The organism is Pseudomonas petroselini (assembly GCF_045037875.1).
Lineage (GTDB): Bacteria > Pseudomonadota > Gammaproteobacteria > Pseudomonadales > Pseudomonadaceae > Aquipseudomonas > Aquipseudomonas petroselini.
This window is the reverse complement of the sequence record NZ_CP173614.1, coordinates 4626690-4642414: the sequence shown is the minus strand read 5'-3', so window position 1 is coordinate 4642414 and position 15725 is coordinate 4626690. Positions and strand designations below refer to the sequence as shown.

Annotated in this window: 14 protein-coding genes; 4 read left to right on the top strand and 10 right to left on the bottom strand. The window is 63.1% G+C overall.

The genetic code is table 11. The features are described 5' to 3' along the window. Positions 1–122 precede the first annotated feature (122 nt). From ACI512_RS21265 to ACI512_RS21250, 4 genes are all read left to right on the top strand, one after another. On the top strand, positions 123–410 hold the full coding sequence (locus ACI512_RS21265; protein WP_043205453.1) for a DUF5629 family protein: 288 nt from the start codon (positions 123–125) through the stop codon (positions 408–410). Next, positions 397–1572, top strand: a complete 1176-nt coding sequence (locus tag ACI512_RS21260; protein WP_236379818.1) for a lactonase family protein — start codon at positions 397–399, stop codon at positions 1570–1572. The genes ACI512_RS21265 and ACI512_RS21260 overlap by 14 nt, the downstream gene beginning before the upstream one ends. A gap of 156 nt (positions 1573–1728) precedes the next feature. Continuing rightward, complete coding sequence (locus tag ACI512_RS21255) at positions 1729–1908, top strand: hypothetical protein (RefSeq protein WP_010210027.1); 180 nt, start codon at positions 1729–1731, stop codon at positions 1906–1908. Between the two features lie 158 nt (positions 1909–2066). Next, the gene (locus tag ACI512_RS21250) at positions 2067–2192 is read left to right on the top strand and encodes a hypothetical protein (RefSeq protein WP_012724666.1); all 126 of its coding nucleotides are present in this window, start codon (positions 2067–2069) and stop codon (positions 2190–2192) included. A 14-nt stretch (positions 2193–2206) separates the two neighbouring features. Here ACI512_RS21250 and ACI512_RS21245 read toward each other — a convergent pair whose 3' ends face one another. The 10 genes from ACI512_RS21245 to ACI512_RS21200 all read right to left on the bottom strand — a co-directional run bounded on the left by ACI512_RS21245 (position 2207) and on the right by ACI512_RS21200 (position 15479). After that, a complete protein-coding gene (locus tag ACI512_RS21245; protein ID WP_236379819.1) occupies positions 2207–2800 on the bottom strand; it encodes a glutathione S-transferase in 594 nt (197 codons plus the stop codon). Then, on the bottom strand, positions 2797–6435 hold the full coding sequence (locus ACI512_RS21240) for an AAA family ATPase (protein ID WP_236379821.1): 3639 nt from the start codon (positions 6433–6435) through the stop codon (positions 2797–2799). The genes ACI512_RS21245 and ACI512_RS21240 overlap by 4 nt, the downstream gene beginning before the upstream one ends. Beyond that, positions 6432–7673 carry an exonuclease SbcCD subunit D C-terminal domain-containing protein gene (locus ACI512_RS21235; RefSeq protein ID WP_012724663.1) on the bottom strand — a complete coding sequence of 414 codons (1242 nt, stop codon included), beginning with the start codon at positions 7671–7673 and terminating at the stop codon, positions 6432–6434. The genes ACI512_RS21240 and ACI512_RS21235 overlap by 4 nt, the downstream gene beginning before the upstream one ends. Positions 7674–8023: 350 nt before the next feature. Further along, on the bottom strand, positions 8024–9664 hold the full coding sequence (locus ACI512_RS21230; protein ID WP_012724662.1) for a BatD family protein: 1641 nt from the start codon (positions 9662–9664) through the stop codon (positions 8024–8026). Next, positions 9661–11400, bottom strand: coding sequence for a tetratricopeptide repeat protein (locus ACI512_RS21225; protein ID WP_064053377.1), 1740 nt, complete (start codon positions 11398–11400; stop codon positions 9661–9663). Before ACI512_RS21225 ends, ACI512_RS21230 begins: the two co-directional genes overlap by 4 nt. After that, positions 11397–12485 carry a VWA domain-containing protein gene (locus ACI512_RS21220; protein WP_046034783.1) on the bottom strand — a complete coding sequence of 363 codons (1089 nt, stop codon included), beginning with the start codon at positions 12483–12485 and terminating at the stop codon, positions 11397–11399. The genes ACI512_RS21225 and ACI512_RS21220 overlap by 4 nt, the downstream gene beginning before the upstream one ends. Beyond that, positions 12478–12972, bottom strand: coding sequence for a DUF4381 domain-containing protein (locus ACI512_RS21215; protein ID WP_012724659.1), 495 nt, complete (start codon positions 12970–12972; stop codon positions 12478–12480). The genes ACI512_RS21220 and ACI512_RS21215 overlap by 8 nt, the downstream gene beginning before the upstream one ends. Further along, on the bottom strand, positions 12969–13901 hold the full coding sequence (locus ACI512_RS21210) for a DUF58 domain-containing protein (RefSeq protein WP_046034784.1): 933 nt from the start codon (positions 13899–13901) through the stop codon (positions 12969–12971). The genes ACI512_RS21215 and ACI512_RS21210 overlap by 4 nt, the downstream gene beginning before the upstream one ends. A gap of 5 nt (positions 13902–13906) precedes the next feature. Next, positions 13907–14866 (bottom strand): MoxR family ATPase, encoded by a 960-nt coding sequence (locus tag ACI512_RS21205; protein ID WP_003174327.1) that lies wholly within the window; start codon positions 14864–14866, stop codon positions 13907–13909. Between the two features lie 259 nt (positions 14867–15125). Beyond that, entirely contained in the window at positions 15126–15479 is a 354-nt protein-coding gene (locus ACI512_RS21200; protein ID WP_093541808.1) for a hypothetical protein, read from the bottom strand. Between the last annotated feature and the right edge of the window lie 246 nt (positions 15480–15725).

Genomic DNA, 15725 nt, shown 5'->3' with positions numbered 1-15725 from the left:
ATAAAGACGCGCCAGCCCAAAGTAAAGGGTTGCGTTGCCGCGAGGCGGTAGCCCGTTATGGTCTTAGGCCTTGGCGGCAAACTGGCCTATGATTAGCCCTTTGAACCTGATGAAAGACTGTGATGACTGAGAATTTGCCTGCCGTCCTGGAAACGTCCGACATGCTTGAAATCGACGGGCTGCACGCCTTCGACTTCGAACTCGATAACGAAAAACTGCTGATCACCGCCATGGACGGCCGTGCGGAAAAACGTTGGCGCTTCAGCCTGGAGCAGGTACAGGCCGCCACCTTCGATGACACCTTGCAAAGCTGGACCCTTACCGGTGAGTCGGGCGAGCACCGCCTGATCTGCATGAGCGCGTTCACCGGCAACAATAACGACGAGGATCAAGCGGATGATGATGCGTAAATTCTGGCCCCTGCTGATGGCCGGCAGTGTCGGTGCCATGTCGGTGCAGGCCGCGCCGGTCGACACTTATGAACTCTTGGTGGGCAGCTACACCGCCGGCAGCAGTGAAGGGATCTACCGCCTGCAATTCGACAGCCGTACGGGTAAGTTCAACGGTCAGCCGGTGTTGGCCGCGAAGGCCGCCAACCCATCGTGGCTGACGGTCTCCAAGGACCAGAAGCATCTGTTCGTGGTCAACGAGAATGGCCCAGGCCAAAAGGATGCGGTAGGGCGCGTCAGCAGCTATCGCATCGACCCGAACAGTCACCAACTGACCCTGATCAATCAGGTGCAAAGCCTGGGCAATGAGCCGACCCATTCCAGCGTGGCCGCTGATGGGCGCTACCTGTTTGTCGCCAACTATTCGGTACTGGAAGATCCGGGCGGCAGCCTGGCGATCCTGCCGGTGGATGCCGAGGGCAAGCTGTCGGCGCCCGTCCAGTTGAGCGGGCACCCGGCCAGCCGGGTGAATCCTGAACGCCAGGCGTCCAACCATGTGCACTCGGTGGTGTCGTCGCCGGACGGCAAATACGTGTTTGTCCAGGACCTGGGGGCGGACAAAGTGTTTGCCTATCGCTACGACCCCAAGGCCAACCACGAGCTGCCACTGACCCCGGCCAACCCGGCCTCGGTACAACTGCCACCGGGCAGCGGCCCGCGTCACCTGTTGTTCAGCAGCGATGGCAAACACGCCTGGCTGACCACCGAGATGAGCGCCCAGGTTGCGGTATTTGATTACAAGGACGGCCAACTGACCCAGACCCAGTTGGTGGAGTTCGCTGCCGGGCAGCCGGTATCAGATAAGGCGGGCGCGGCGTTGCATGCGTCCAGTGATGGCAAGTTCTTGTACGTGAGCAACCGTGGCACGGCTAATCAGCTGCTGGTGTTCAGCATCGACCCGGCCAGCGGGCACCTCAAGGAGCTGCAACGCCGCTCCGTGGAAGGCGACCACCCGCGCGAGTTCAGCCTCGACCCGAGCGGCAGGTTTTTGCTGATCGCCAACCAGAAAAGCAATGAAATCGTGGTGGTTGAACGCGACCCCAAGACCGGCCTGCTGGGTAAAACCGTGCAGAAATTGCCGATCGATGCCCCCAGCGACCTCAAGTTCCTGGTGCGTCAATAAGCCACAGGCCCCGCACTGCGGGGCCTGACCCTGTGTATTAATTCTATTAATAGCGGCTACTGTTTCAAAGCATTTCTAAGGCTTGGCCCTCGGGCGTAAGTTGGGTTCCAAGGCCTTCCCCGGCCACTCAACCAAACGAATACAAGGGCTACCGACATGAACTTGAACCTCTTCTCCATCATCGCTGCTTCCGCTGTTTCCGCCACTGTGGCATTGCCTGCCGCCGCCAGCGTGGAAGTCACCGGCAAAAAATCCAGCACCAGTGCCTACACCCAGAAATACCTGCAACAAAGCGCCAACTTCTACGCTGCACTGGATCACAAAACCCAGCAATAACCTGCACAACAGCAGACGCCAAACCACTGGAACGCAGCCTGGCTCGTTCAAGTGGTTTGGCGTTTGTGCATCTGCTGAATAAAATGATTGATATCAGATTGCCATGTGTTTAAATTTGGCGCTCAAATATTGACGCTTTTATTCCTGGAATCGACAGCATGGCACTTCGACTCGCCGCACTCATCCTGGTCCTCTATTCCGCCCCGATCCTGTCCTCCGTGCAGTTGGTGGACGGTGAGCCTGAGATCGCCCGCGAGCGGCTGCTTAACCTGGTTGAAGGCTAAGCAGAGGGAAGCGGTCAGGTTTTTGCCATCACGCCAACAAACAACGGCGATTGCAGAAACCGCTCCAGCCACTGCTGCAACCGGGGATACGGCGCAGCCGCGAACCAGCCCCGGTCCACATGCGCAAATTGGCGCACAAACGGCGCCAGGGCCATGTCTGCCAGACTCGGGTGATCGGCCAGCAAATAGGCGCGGCCTGTCAGTAACCCCTCCAGCTTCTGCAAGAACACTTCACCCTCGGCCCGATAATGTTCCATTGGCTGTTCCGGGTAGCGCTCGGCGTACTTGTATCGATCCAAGTGATACTTGAAGCCTTGGTCGTTTTCGGCCACCAGCGCCAGTACCGCCGGGTCACCCTCCAGCAGCCAATTATCCGGATCGTGCTGCGCCAGCGCCCATTGCATGATCGCCAGGCTTTCATCGATCACCTCGCCGTCCACACTCAACACTGGCACCGTGCCCTTGGGTGAGAGGGCCAGCATCTCGGCCGGCTTGGCTTTGAGGCTCACCTCGACGATCCGTACAGGCACGCCGGAGTAGCGCAAGGCCAGGCGCGCACGCATCGCATACGGGCAGCGCCGGAACGAATACAGCAGCACTTCGCTCACTTGACCTCCAGGGTGCTCAGGCCATTGCCCTGGCGCTTGACCTGAATCTGCACCGGGATGCGTTCGTGCATTTCCTGTACGTGGGAAATCACTGCGACTTTGCGGCCTTGGGCCTGCAAGCCGTCCAGGGCGTCCATGGCCAATTGCAGCGATTCCGGATCCAGGCTGCCGAAGCCTTCATCGATAAACAGCGACTCGATCTTCAAGGTACTCGAAGCCATCGAGGCCAGGCCCAAGGCGAGTGCCAGCGACACCAGGAACGTCTCGCCACCGGACAGCGAATGCACCGAGCGCAGTTCGTCGCCCATCTCGGTGTCCATGACCAATAGGCCCAGCATGCTGCCACCGCGCTTGAGGCGGTAGCGACGTACCAGTTGGCGCAATTGCACGTTGGCGTGGTGCACCAGCAGGTCGAGGTTGTAGGCCTGGGCGATCTTGCGGAAGGTGTCGCCGGTGGCCGAGCCGATCAGTGCATTCAGGCGTGCCCAGCGTTGCCACTCGTCATAGGCCTTGGCGATCTGCTCGGCGAAGGCCTGGTTGGCATCCTGGCGGCGCTGGTCTTCGGATTGGCGCGCGCGCAGCTCCGCGCACTGCTTCTCACCCTCGGCCAGTTGCTGGTTGAGGGAGGCCAGGGCGCTGTCGAGTGCTTCGGTATCGAGGTTGCCGTTGTGCAGGGCTTGGTGCTCGGCGAGGCGTTGTTCGCGCTCCTGCAGCAAAACCTTGGCTTGTTCGACGGCTTTTTCGCTGTGCTGCAGCTGCTGGCGCAGTTGGCTGACCTGGGCGTCGTCGTAGGCCAACAAACGGTTGAGACCTTCGTCGTCGAGTTCCGGGTGCAGGGCGCGCCATTCGCTGATGCGCGTGTCCAGGCTGTGTTGCTCGGCCTGCAATGCCTGCTGGCGTTCGTGCAGGGCCTTGAGGTCGGCAGTCAGTTGGAGCCGTGCGTTGTGGATCGCTTGCAGTTGTTGGTTGGCGTCGGTTTCGTTCTGGCGTGACTGGGTCACCGCCTGATCCACGTGCTGTTGCCACTGTTCGGCGCTGCTGTGTTCGCCGAGCAACGCGCTGAGCGTTTGCTGACCCGCCTGTTGTTGGGTGGCCAGCTCGGTGACCTGTTGGACCAGCGCTTCAAGTTGCTGCTGGCGATGCTGCTGATGGGTCTGTTCTTTCTCGATCGCCTGTTGACGCGCTTGTTGCTCGGCCAACTCATCGCGTTGATGGCCCAGCTGTTCAAGACGCTGGCTGACCTGTTGGTCCAACTGCATGAAGGTGGCGGCGGGCTCGGCGCGTAAACTTTCCAGGGTGTCGGCGGGCAACAGGCTGGTAAAGGCATTCAGTTCCTGCTCAAGACGTTCACGGTCGCTGGCCAATTCGCGTTGCTGGTCCACCAGCAACTGACGGGCCTGCTGGCTCGCTTCCTGGGCAGCTTGCACTTGCTGCTGCAAACGCCCGGCGTTTTGTTGCAGGTTGAGCAGGGCAGCCTGGCGTTGTTCGTCCTGGGTGATGCTCTGGGTCAGTTGGCTCAGCTGTTGGTCTAGCCAGGCACTGCGCCTGGCTGCGTCCTGGTTGAACAAGGTGGCGGCCAGCGGGTGCGCCTCCAGGCTGGGCTTAAGTGCTTGCTGTTGCGTCGCCAGTTGCTCCTGCTGTTGCAGGTATTCCTTCTGCTGGGCGATCAAACCGCCCACTTCGCCACGTAGCTCGGTGAGTTTTTCCTTGAGGGTATCGACAGCTTTCTGCGCCGTGGCTTCTTCGTTTTCGTCATGGCGACCGAGGCTTTGCAGCAGTGCTTCGGGCTGGTGATACGGGTGCTCATGACTGCCGCACACCGGGCAGGGTTGGTCGTCCTGCAACTGCGCGCGCAACTCCTCGACGCTGGCGCTACGGGCCAGGCGCTGGCGTTCCAGCAGTTGCTTGGTCACGGTCAGCGTCTGTTCGGCAATCGCCAGTTCAGCCTTGGTGTGCAGGCCGGTCTGGTTCAGTTGCTCGCGCTGCTGTTGGGCATCGGTGAGCTTTTGCGTCAATGCGCTGGCTTGCTGATCCAGCTGTTGCTGGCTGTCCCACAGGCGCGTCAGGTCTTCGAAGGCACGTTGCTGCTTGCGATTGTCCTGCAGCAGGCTGGCGAGCAACTGGATCTGCTCGGCCACGGCATGCGGCTCGGCACCGGCTTCCTGGTACAGCAGGTCCAGGGCCTCGCGTTGCTGAGTGAACTGTTCGGCGGCGGCGGTGGCGCGCTGTTCCAATTGCGGCAGTTCCGCCTGGCCTTGGTTCAAGCGATTGCCGATCAACATCAGCTGTTGCAGGCGATCGCGGTAGGCGGACCAGGCATCGCTCAGCGGGGCGAGGGCAGCGCTGCGATCAAGCTCGGTCGCCAGGCGTTGTAGGCGTTCGGCGACTTGGCGTTGTTTTTCCAGCAAGCCGTTGAGCTGGGACTGTCCTTCGGCGCAGGCAGTTTCGTGCTGCTGTTTGTCCTCGGTGCGCTTGGCCAGCGCTTTGGTCAAGTGGGCGAGGGTGCTCTGTTCTTCGAACGCCTGACGCAGCAGTGGCGCCGCGTCGCCTTGATGTTTCAAGGCCGCAGCCAGTGCGGTTTGCGCGCTGGCCTGTTGCTGCTGTGCCTGTTCCTGGCGGGTATGCAGTTCGGCCTGTTGTTGGCTATGCGATTGAATCTGCGCGGCCAACGGGGCCAGCACGGTATTGAGTTCCGCCTGGCGCGCGAACTGATGACGTTGCGGTGCCAACTGCTCCAGGCGGCTGAGGTCCTGGCGTTGCGGGGCCTGGGTGTCCCACTCCGCCTGCGCGCGCTGCAGCTGTTCGGTCGCGGCGAGTTGGCGTTCCTGCCATTCGCGCAGCTCCTTGAGCCACGTGTGCTGCTGCTCCAACTGCTTGAGCTGGGCCTGCTGGGCCTTGAGCTGCTGTTGCGCCGCGTCGAATTGCTGATCCAGTTCGGCGCGGGCTTCGGCGGCCAAGGGCACCACGCCGGTGGCCTGGTCCTGCAACTGCTTGTGCGCGTCCCTGGCGTCTTTGGCCTTGTCAAAGGCGCGCCGCCCGAGCTGGGTGTAAAGCGCGGTATCGGTGAGCTTTTCCAGCAGCTCGCTGCGCTCGTTGTCATTGGCCTTGAGGAACGCGCTGAACTCGCTTTGCGCCAGCAACACGGCGCGGGTGAATTGTTCGAAGTTCAGGCCCAGGGCCAGTTCCAGCTGGGTCTTGTATTCGGTTTTCTGGCTGGCCAGCAGTTGATCGCTGTCCAGGTCGATCAGGCTCTGGCGGCTGTTCTGCAACTTGCCGCTGGCCTTGTCGCGGGCGCGGTTGGCTTCCCAGCGCGCCCGGTAGCGACGGCCGCTGACGCCGACAAAATCCACTTCAGCATAACCGCCGCCCGTGCCGCGCCGCAGCAGGGTGCGCGGGTCGCCGATGGAAATATCGCTGTCGGCATCCGGCATCTTCGCCTGGCCGGTATCGCCCAGGCGGGGCACCGCGCCAAACAGCGCCAGGCACAAGGCATCGAGCAAGGTGCTTTTACCGGCGCCGGTCGGCCCGGTGATGGCAAACAAACCGGCACTGGCCAGGGGCTCGGCGGTGAAGTCGATCTCGAACGGGCCGGCCAGGGAGGCGAGGTTTTTCAGGCGGATGGCGAGGATCTTCATGGCTGTTCGCCCTCCTGTTGCACTTCCTGGAGCAGCACGGCGAAGTCCTTCAAGGTTTGTTCATCCACTTCACTGCCGTAGCTGTCCTGCCAGGCGCGGCTGAACAATTCCTGGGGCGTGAGCTGGTCGAGTTCGATCAGGCGCTCCTCACAGGTGTCGTCGCTGCCGCGCTTGCCGGCGTATTCGGCGGCGATGCGCACCAGGCGCACGGCCTTGCCTTGCAGCGCAGTTTCAATCTGCTGGCGCAGGTCGGGCTGCGGCTCGTCGAGGCGCACACGGACTTCGAGCCAGGGGTGGCGCTGGGTCTCGGCGAGCAGGTCGACGTCCGGCAACTCGGCCAACGCCTTGAGGATGTCGGCCAGGGGCGCGGCTTCCAGGCGTTGCAGGTCGACCGAGCGGGGGATCAGCAGCGGTTCGACACTCACCAGGCATTGGCCCTGGAACGTCACGTCAAGGATCTGATGCTTGTAGCCGATTTCGGAAAACGACAGCGGAATCGGCGAACCGCTGTAGCGAATGCGTTCTTCGCCATTGACCTTTTGCGGCTTGTGCAAGTGGCCGAGGGCGACGTACGCGACGCTTCTATCGAACAGACTGGCCGGCAGCGCCTCGGCATTGCCGATGATCAGGCTGCGTTCGGAGTCTTCCGACACCGAACCACCGGCCATGTGCGCATGGCTGATGGCAATCAGCGCCTGGCCTTTTTTGCGTTTGGCGTTGGCGGCGGCGATCAGCCATTCATGGACCTGGCCGATACCGCGCAGGTAATCGTCACCCAGGTGCGCGCCGGTGACTTCCGCCGGCCGCAGGAACGGCAGCGCCAGGCACCACGCGGCGACCTTGCCTTTGGCATCCGGCAGCGGGATCAGCAGGCGCTCGGCGTCGAGTTCGCCATCATCCAGCCACAACACCCGGCCGAGGGCGTGGGTGCGCAGACGGCGCATCAGCGGCGCGGGCAGTTCGATACGCGAGCCGGAGTCGTGGTTGCCGGCGATCATCACGATGGTCAGCTTCGGGTTTTGTTCATGGGCGCTGATGATGAAGTCATACAGCCGCTCCTGCGCCTTGAGCGGTGGGTTGACCGTGTCGAAGATATCGCCGGCGATGAGCAGTACATCCGGGCTATGGGCGTTGAGTTGGCCCAGCAGCCACTCGAGGAAACAGGCGTGTTCGAAGTCGCGTTCCTGGCCATGGAGGTTTTGGCCCAGGTGCCAGTCGGAGGTGTGAAACAGACGCAAGGCGAACTCCGTAGAAAAGATGAAAAGGAGGGGAGTTTACCTGTAATGCGACCATGCTGCCCCCAGGCGACACAGATTCAATGTGGGAGGGGGCCGTTTAGCAATCCAAGACACAACGTAGAGATTGATTGCGCAGCGCTGTTGTGGGGCGCGGGCTTGTTGTGGTGAGCGGGCTTGCCCCGCGCTGGGGTGCGCAGCAGCCCCCATCCAGACGACTCAATCATTCAGCCAGACCTCATTGGCAGGTTTTGGGGCCGCTGCGCAGCCCAGCGCGGGGCAAGCCCGCTCACCACAGTAAGCCAGCTCACCACAACAGACCCGCTCACCACACAAGACGGTTTTAGAGTGGACTATTTGGGATACAGCGGCGGCAAACTGGTGGTATCGGTCGCCGGGTCCAGTTCACGCTCAGCCACGGGAATGGCCTTGACCGCGCGCCACAGGTCTTCGCCCAGCCAGAAATGCCCGCTCTCGCTGTACAGCGCGCCATTCAACCCATCAAGCGCATCCGACAGCGGCACGAACCGCGCCGCCATATCCGCCAGGGTTTCCGGCTGTTGCCGCGCCCAGGCATCGAGGGCCTGGCGGGTGGCCTGGGGGTCGTTGGCTTGGGTGGCGCGCTTGAGGTCGTCGAGCAGGGTGCGCGGGCTCGGGCCGGTTTGCGCGGCGCGTTGCACGGCCGGTTGCCGACGTGCACGCCACCACAGGCCAAAACCCAGCAGGGTCGTGCAGGCGAGGATCAATGTGCTCAGTTGCCACAGCCACAGGCGTTCATCGTCCGGCGCGGTGATCACGGTCGGCGTGGCGGGGGTATCCACGGCCAGGCTCGGGTTGATGGCGACCTGCAACGTGCGGGCCGGCAAGCTGGTGCGCTCAAGATGGTCTTCATGGGTGTTCCACCACACCAGGTCCACGGCAGGCAATTCCAGTGCGCCGGCGCGGGTCGGCACCAGCGCTTCGCGGTCTTCGCGGCTGCCGATCAGGCCACGGTCGCTGGTCTGGTTGCCGAGCACCGGTTGGTCCGGGTAGCGGCGCAGGCCGTTGATGTCGGTGCTGGGCAGGGCGGGCAATTGCGCGCTGGACAGGCCTTCGGCCTTGACCGTGAGGCTACGGGTCAGGGAGTCGCCGACCTGCACATGCTCAGGCTCCGGGTTCCAGTTTTCGCTCAGGGTCAGGCTGCGTGCCGGCAACCAAGGCGTATCGGCGGGATACAGCGCGGGCTTGGGCTTGACCGTCAGCGGCGACGGCGCCGAGCTGACATGGATGAGCTTGCCGGGCTTGGTGCCTTGCAGGGTGTTTTCCTGCGGCGGGCGCGATTCCACCAGGGTTGCGCTGAACGTCTGCGCGGGGACCTCCAGGGTGCCGCTGTGCTGCGGGTAGATCGCGTAGCGGGTTTCGATCACGCCATGGCGGATGCTGTTGATGACCTTCTCGTAGGTGCGCGACTCGCCCAACTGCTCCACGCGTGCATCGGCAATCTGCAACGGCGTGAGGCTGCTGTCGTCATACAGCGACACCGAGTGGTACACGCGCACGGTCAGCAGCGCCTGGGCCTGGACGTAGACGCTGGACTGGTCGAGGTTGGCCTCGACGAACACCGGCGCCAGTTCGGCGGCGGTGTTCTGGCTGGCGGTTTCCACCACTTGCAGGCTGATCGGCTGGGTCTTGTACTCGCCCACTTGCAGGGGCGGGATGACCACCGTGCCGTTTTCCTTGGGCAGCAGGGTGATGATCCAGCGCGTGGTGGCGTGGTTATCGCCGTCCAACGTGGTGAGTTGGTTGATCTGGCGGGTGCCGCTGACTTCGAACTGCGCATCCAGCGGCGACAGGTCGGGCTTGCCGAACTGCGTGACATCGCTGGACTCCACCGTCAATTCCACGGTTTCTCCGGAATTGACGCGGCTGCGGTCGACGCTGGCCACCAGGTTCGCCGCCTGGGCATGGCCTGTCGACAGGGCGAGCAGGAACAGTAGGGTGGTGCGGCGGCTCATCGCGTCTTGTCCTGATGTTGTTGCTGTTCGTACCAGAATTTGCGGCGCAGCAGTTCGCCGGGGTTATCCGGGATCTGCTGCAGCCATTGTTCCAGGGCCTGGCGATGTTCACCGTCGAGGCTGGCGTCAGTGGGGCGCAACGGCGGGGTGGTGGTGTGTTCGTCGCCCAGTTCGCTGCCCGGTACTTCATTGCCTGCGGTTTGCGGCGTATTGCCGGTCTGGGTGTCACCGCTGCCGGCTTCACCCTGGCCCTGGGACGACTGCTCGCCGCCCGTGGTGCTTTGCCCGCTGGCGCCCGGCTGCGCAGTTTGGCCGGGTTGGGTGGTTTCGTCATCCTCGTTTTCGGCAGGTTTGCTTGGCTCCGGCTGTGCCTGTTCCTGCATCAGGGTTTCCACCAGCGCTTTGTTTTTCAACGCGGGTTGCAGGTCGGGCTGGGCTTCCAGGGCCTGCTCGTAGGCGTCGATCGCCGCTTCCAGCTCACCGGACTTGGCCAGGGCATTACCCCGATTGTAGTGGGAGTAGGCGTCATTGCCCTCGGCGAAACGCTTGATGGCTTCGGCATAGTTGCCGGCTTCGTACAGCGCTACGCCTTGCCACTGCGGGTCTTCGAAATGCTCGGCGGCTTCGGCGGGGCGTTTTTTCTTCAGCAGGTACTGGCCTTGCTGGTCGGGACGCAGCCACAAATCCTGCAGGCCGAAGGCATAGCTGGGCTGCGGTGCGCTCAACAGCAGCAGCGGCAGGCAGAACAACCAGCCACGCCGCCCGGCGCAGGCGGCGAGCAGCAACAATGGCAGGAGCAGCCAGTAACCCTGGTCAGCCCAGGTGTCCAGGTGCAGCAGTTGACCGTCGTTGCGCAAGGCTTGTGGCGGGTCCAGCACGCCAAGTTGGCGCAGGTCCTTGTCGTCCAGGCGCGCAGCACGGTAGCGGCCGCTCATTTCGCTGGCGAACGCCTTCAAGGTGGGGCTGTCGAGGCGTGGCACCAGGATTGCGCCTTGCTCGTCCTTGAGAAACTCACCGTTTTCCTGGGTCACCGGCGTGCCTTCACGGCTGCCGATGCCGAGGATCGACAGGGCCGGCGCCTGGCCGCTTTGCAGCAGCAGGCGGATGCCCTGGCGTTCCTGTTTGGACAGTGAGGAGCCAATCAGCAGCAGGCGACCCTGGCCGAGGCCACCTTGCTTGAGCAGGCCCAGGGCTTTCTCGACAGCCAGGTCGGCCCGGTGGCCGGGCTCGGGCATGATCGACGGGCGCAAGGCCTCCAGCAAGTTGCGGCTGGTGCCGAGGTCATCCGATAACGGCACCAGGGTGTGGGCGCTGCCGGCGTACACGACGATGGCGGTTTGCGCATCGGTGCGCGCCTGCAACAGGTCGTACAGCTTGCGCCGCGCCTGCTCCAAGCGGTTCGGCGGGCTGTCGGTGGCGAGCATTTCCGGGGTCAGTTCCAGCAGCACCACCAACGGGTCGGACGGCTTCTGGCTGGACTGCTCGACTCTTTGCCAACTGGGGCCGAGCAACGCCATCACCGCCAATAGCCAGGCAATGCCGAGCACCACCCAGGGCGATTTGCTCTCACGCCCGTTGCCACCACTGAGCAACACGGCGTGGAAGGCCGGGGGCAGGATCACCTGCCAGCGCCCGGCGCGCTTTTGCCGGTGCCACAGTTGCCACAGCAACCCGCCGAGCAACGGCAGGAGCAACAGCCACCAGGGGCGGAACCAGTGCGGCCAGAGGTCGATCATCGACGCCTCCGCAAGCGCAGGCGTTTAAGGCGTTGGCGCCATTCCGGGTGTTGTTGCAGGAAAATCCCCTTGCTCGACCATTTGTTGAACAAACGTTGCAAGGCGTTGTTCGGCCAGCGTTCTTGAATCACCAGCAGCATGCTCAGTACCAACGCCAGAGCCAGCGGCGCGCTGTACAGCGCCAGCGCCGGGCGTGCCTGGGTGGGCTGTTGCTCGACGGGTTCGAGGGTGTCGAGGGTTGCCTTGATGGCCTGCAATTCTTCGCCATCACGGGCACGGAAATACTGGCCATCGGTTGCCTCGGCGATGGCTTTGAGCGCCGGTTCGTCGAGGTCCAGGCTCGGGTTGACGCCGAGGATACCCAGGGAACCGGTCTGTTCCGGGTCGGCGCCGATGCCGATCGGGTAGATTTTTACGCCTTCTTCGGCGGCCAGGCGCGCGGCGGTCAGCGGGTCGATCTGCCCGGCATTGTTGGCGCCGTCGGTGACCAGGATCAGCACGCGGCTCTGCGCCGGACGCTGGCGCAGGCGTTTCAGGGCCAGGCCAATGGCATCGCCGATCGCGGTATTTTTGCCGGCAATGCCGATCCGCGCTTCATCCAGCCAGGTACGCACGGTGCGGCGGTCGAAGGTCAGCGGCGCTTGCAGGTAGGCTTGGCTGCCGAACAGAATCAGGCCGACGCGATCCCCTTCGCGACCTTCAAGGAAATCGCCGAGCAGGTGTTTGACCAGGCTCAAGCGACTCACGTCTTCGCCCTGCCAATTCATGTCGGGGAAATCCATGGAGCCGGACACGTCCACCGCCACCAGCAGGTCGCGGCCACTGGCGGCGATCGGCAACGGCTCGCCCAGCCATTCCGGGCGCGCGGCGGCGGTCAGCAGCAGCAACCACAACACCACGAACGGCGCTTGCTGGCGCCAGCCGGGCAGGTTGACACGGGCGCGGCGACGGGCCAGGCCTTCGAGGTCGCTGAGGTAGCTGACTTTCAAGGCGGGCTCGCCGCTGTCGGCTGTCGGCAGCACCAGGCGCATCAACCAGGGCAATGGCAACAGGACGAAAACCCACGGCCAGGCGAACTCAAACATGTTTGCGGATCCAGGTGTCGACCGCTTGGGTCAGGCCGGCAATGGCTTTGTCGTCGAGTTTGCATTCGGGTTTGTAGGCGCCTTCTACCAGCACCATCCAGCGCGTCAGGCCCGCGGCCGGGCAGCGGTTATCCAGGAACGCCAGCCATTTGCGACCATTTAACGTATGGCTTTGGCTGTAGGGGTAGTCATTGCGGCACAGGCGCTTGAGCAGCCCGTTGAGTTGCTGCAGCCAGGCCCCGGCAGGGGCGCCATCGTAGGGTTTGGGCATCAGCGCCAGTTCCGCCAGGGCGGCGATGCGCAGCGGGTCCAGCGGTTGTTCGGCGCGGGCGATGGGGCGCCGTGCGGGCAGGAAGCGGCGCAGTGACCACAGCCCCCAGCCGAGCAATGGAATCACCAGCAGCAACAGCCACCAACCCGGCGCAGGCGGCCAGAAACCGATGGCCGGCGGCGCGATCAGCGGTTGCAACTGGTCGAGGCTGCTCATTGCTTTTTAACCGGGCGTTGCGGGTTGAGGTATTCGCGCAGTTGCTCGACCATTTCGCTTTGGGTGCTTAACGGCATCAGCAGGATTCGCAGTTTCTGTGCAAGCAGTTCCCAGCGGGCGATGCGCGCTTCGGCCTGGGCTTTGTAGGCCTGCCGCAAATCGTAGTTCAGTGTGTCCAGTTCCAGCTGGGCGCCGCGTTCGGCAAAACGCAGCAGCCCGGCAGCGGGCAGGGCGTGGTCCAGCGGATCGGAGATCGGCAACAGCAGCAGGTCGCAATGCCGTGACAACAGGCTCAATTGCTGCTCGGCACCTTCGGTGAGTGCGCGTTCATCGCAGATCACGATCACCAGGCTGCCGGGGCGCAACACTTCGCGGCCACGGCGCAGGGCCATGCCCAACGCGTCGGCTTCGGGGCGGCTTTCGGTGTTCAGGCTCTGGTTCACCCGCACCAGGCGATTGAGCAATTGCAGCAGGCTCTGCTTGCTGCGCCGGGGCTTGATTTCGTAGTGCTCGCTGTCGCCAAACACCAGGCCACCGACCCGGTCGTTGTGCCCCAGCGCCGCCCAACCAATCAGGCTGGCCGCTTGGGCCGCCAGCACCGACTTGAACATCTGCCCCGAGCCGAAAAACAGCCGGCAGCTTTGCTCGACCATGATAAAAATCGGCCGCTCGCGCTCTTCATGGAACAACTTGGTGTGCGGCTCCTGGGTCCGCGCCGTCACGCGCCAGTCGATGGTACGCACATCGTCGCCGGCCTGGTACACGCGCACCTGGTCGAAGTCCACCCCGCGTCCGCGCAGCTTGGAGTGGTGCAGGCCGATCAGCGGGCTGCGTTGGCTCGGCGTGGAAAACAGCTGTACTTCGCGCACGCGGTGGCGCATCTCGATCAATTCGCTGAGCGTGACGCGGATCCCGTCGCTGGCATTCATGGGGTTCAAGCGACGGCAACGACGTCGAGAATACGTTGCACCACACGGTCCTGGTCAATGCCCGCGGCTTCGGCTTCGAACGACAGAATGATGCGATGGCGCAGCACGTCGAACAGCACCGCCTGGATATCTTCCGGGCTGACGAAGTCGCGACCGGCCAGCCAGGCATGGGCGCGGGCACAGCGGTCGAGGGCGATGGAGCCGCGTGGGCTGGCGCCGTAGGCGATCCACTCGGCCATTTCCGGGTCGAACTTGGCCGGCGTACGGGTGGCCATGACCAGTTGCACCAGGTACTCCTCCACCGCATCAGCCATGTACAGGCCGAGGATTTCCTTGCGCGCGGCGAAGATCGCCTGCTGGCTGACGCGGCGCTCAGGCTTGGTTTCGCCGTTGAGCGCTTCGCCACGGGCCTGTTGCAGGATGCGTCGCTCGACGGCGGCGTCCGGGAAACCGATTTTTACGTGCATCAGGAAACGGTCGAGCTGGGCTTCGGGCAGCGGGTAGGTGCCTTCCTGCTCGATGGGGTTTTGCGTGGCCATCACCAGGAACAGCGGCGACAGGTCGTAGGTGCTGCGCCCGACGCTGACCTGGCGCTCGGCCATGGCTTCCAGCAGTGCCGACTGCACCTTGGCCGGCGCGCGGTTGATTTCGTCCGCCAGCACCAGGTTGTGGAAGATCGGCCCCTGTTGGAACACGAAGCTGCCGGTTTCCGGGCGATAGATCTCGGTGCCGGTGATGTCGGCGGGCAACAGGTCGGGGGTGAACTGGATACGATGGAACTGCGCTTCGATGCCTTCGGCCAACTCTTTGATGGCCTTGGTCTTGGCCAGGCCCGGTGCGCCTTCCACCAGCATATGGCCGTCGGCGAGCAGCGCGATCAGCAGGCGATCGATGAGTTTTTCCTGGCCGAGAATCTGCGTAGAAAGAAAGGTTCGCAGCGCAAGCAGCGCTTCACGATGTTCCATCGATGACGGTTCCTGGAAAGATGAGCCCGGTGATCGAGAGCAAACGCCGGGCTAGGGAGGCTTACTTTAATGCATGGAGGGGTGTGGCGACTAACGGCGTGACGGGTATTTTTGGCAAAACTTGTAGGAAATTTGTGTGGGAACACGGTCAATGTGGGAGGGGGCTTGCCCCCGATAGCAGTGGGTCAGACACAGATGCAGGAACTGGCCCGCCGCTATCGGGGGCAAGCCCCCTCCCACATGTGATCGTGGGTGCCGCTTAAATTCGGGTGAAAGTGCCGGTGCCGTTGAGGATGTTTTGCAGGGTTTGCTCCACCTCGGTCAGGTCGGAGGCGGCCGTGGCGTGGGTGATCTGCAATTGGTCCTTGCCACCCAGGGCATCGGCATCCCCGGCAGCCAATTCGATCAGCAGGGTGGTATCACTCAGCGTGACCTTCAACCCATCCAGGGTCGACGGCTCGTAATCCCAGGTAAGTTCCACTTCGTCTTCATCCGGGTAGCGGGTCAGCATGAACATCTCGCCGCCTTTACCGTGACAGCAGAGCATGGCCATGTTGTCTTCTTCTTCGTCGCACGGTGTAACCATGAGGGCGTCGGTTTTCAGCTGCAGCATGGGGAATCCTGTCTGGGGTAGGGCGTGATGCGGGCAATTGTGCCATTGCGGCGAATTTTGTGCTGCATCCTGTGTCAGACCCCGTGCATGACCTGACAGTCAATACCAGTCATTTTCGGTACTCGGGGCCAGGAAAATAGCTGGTTTTAGTGCCCTAAAATCCGGGTTGCCCAAGTCGCAACCCCAACCCTGCTTACCGATGACCGAATATGTCGCAGCACCGCAAGCAGCGGGCTTCCTACACTC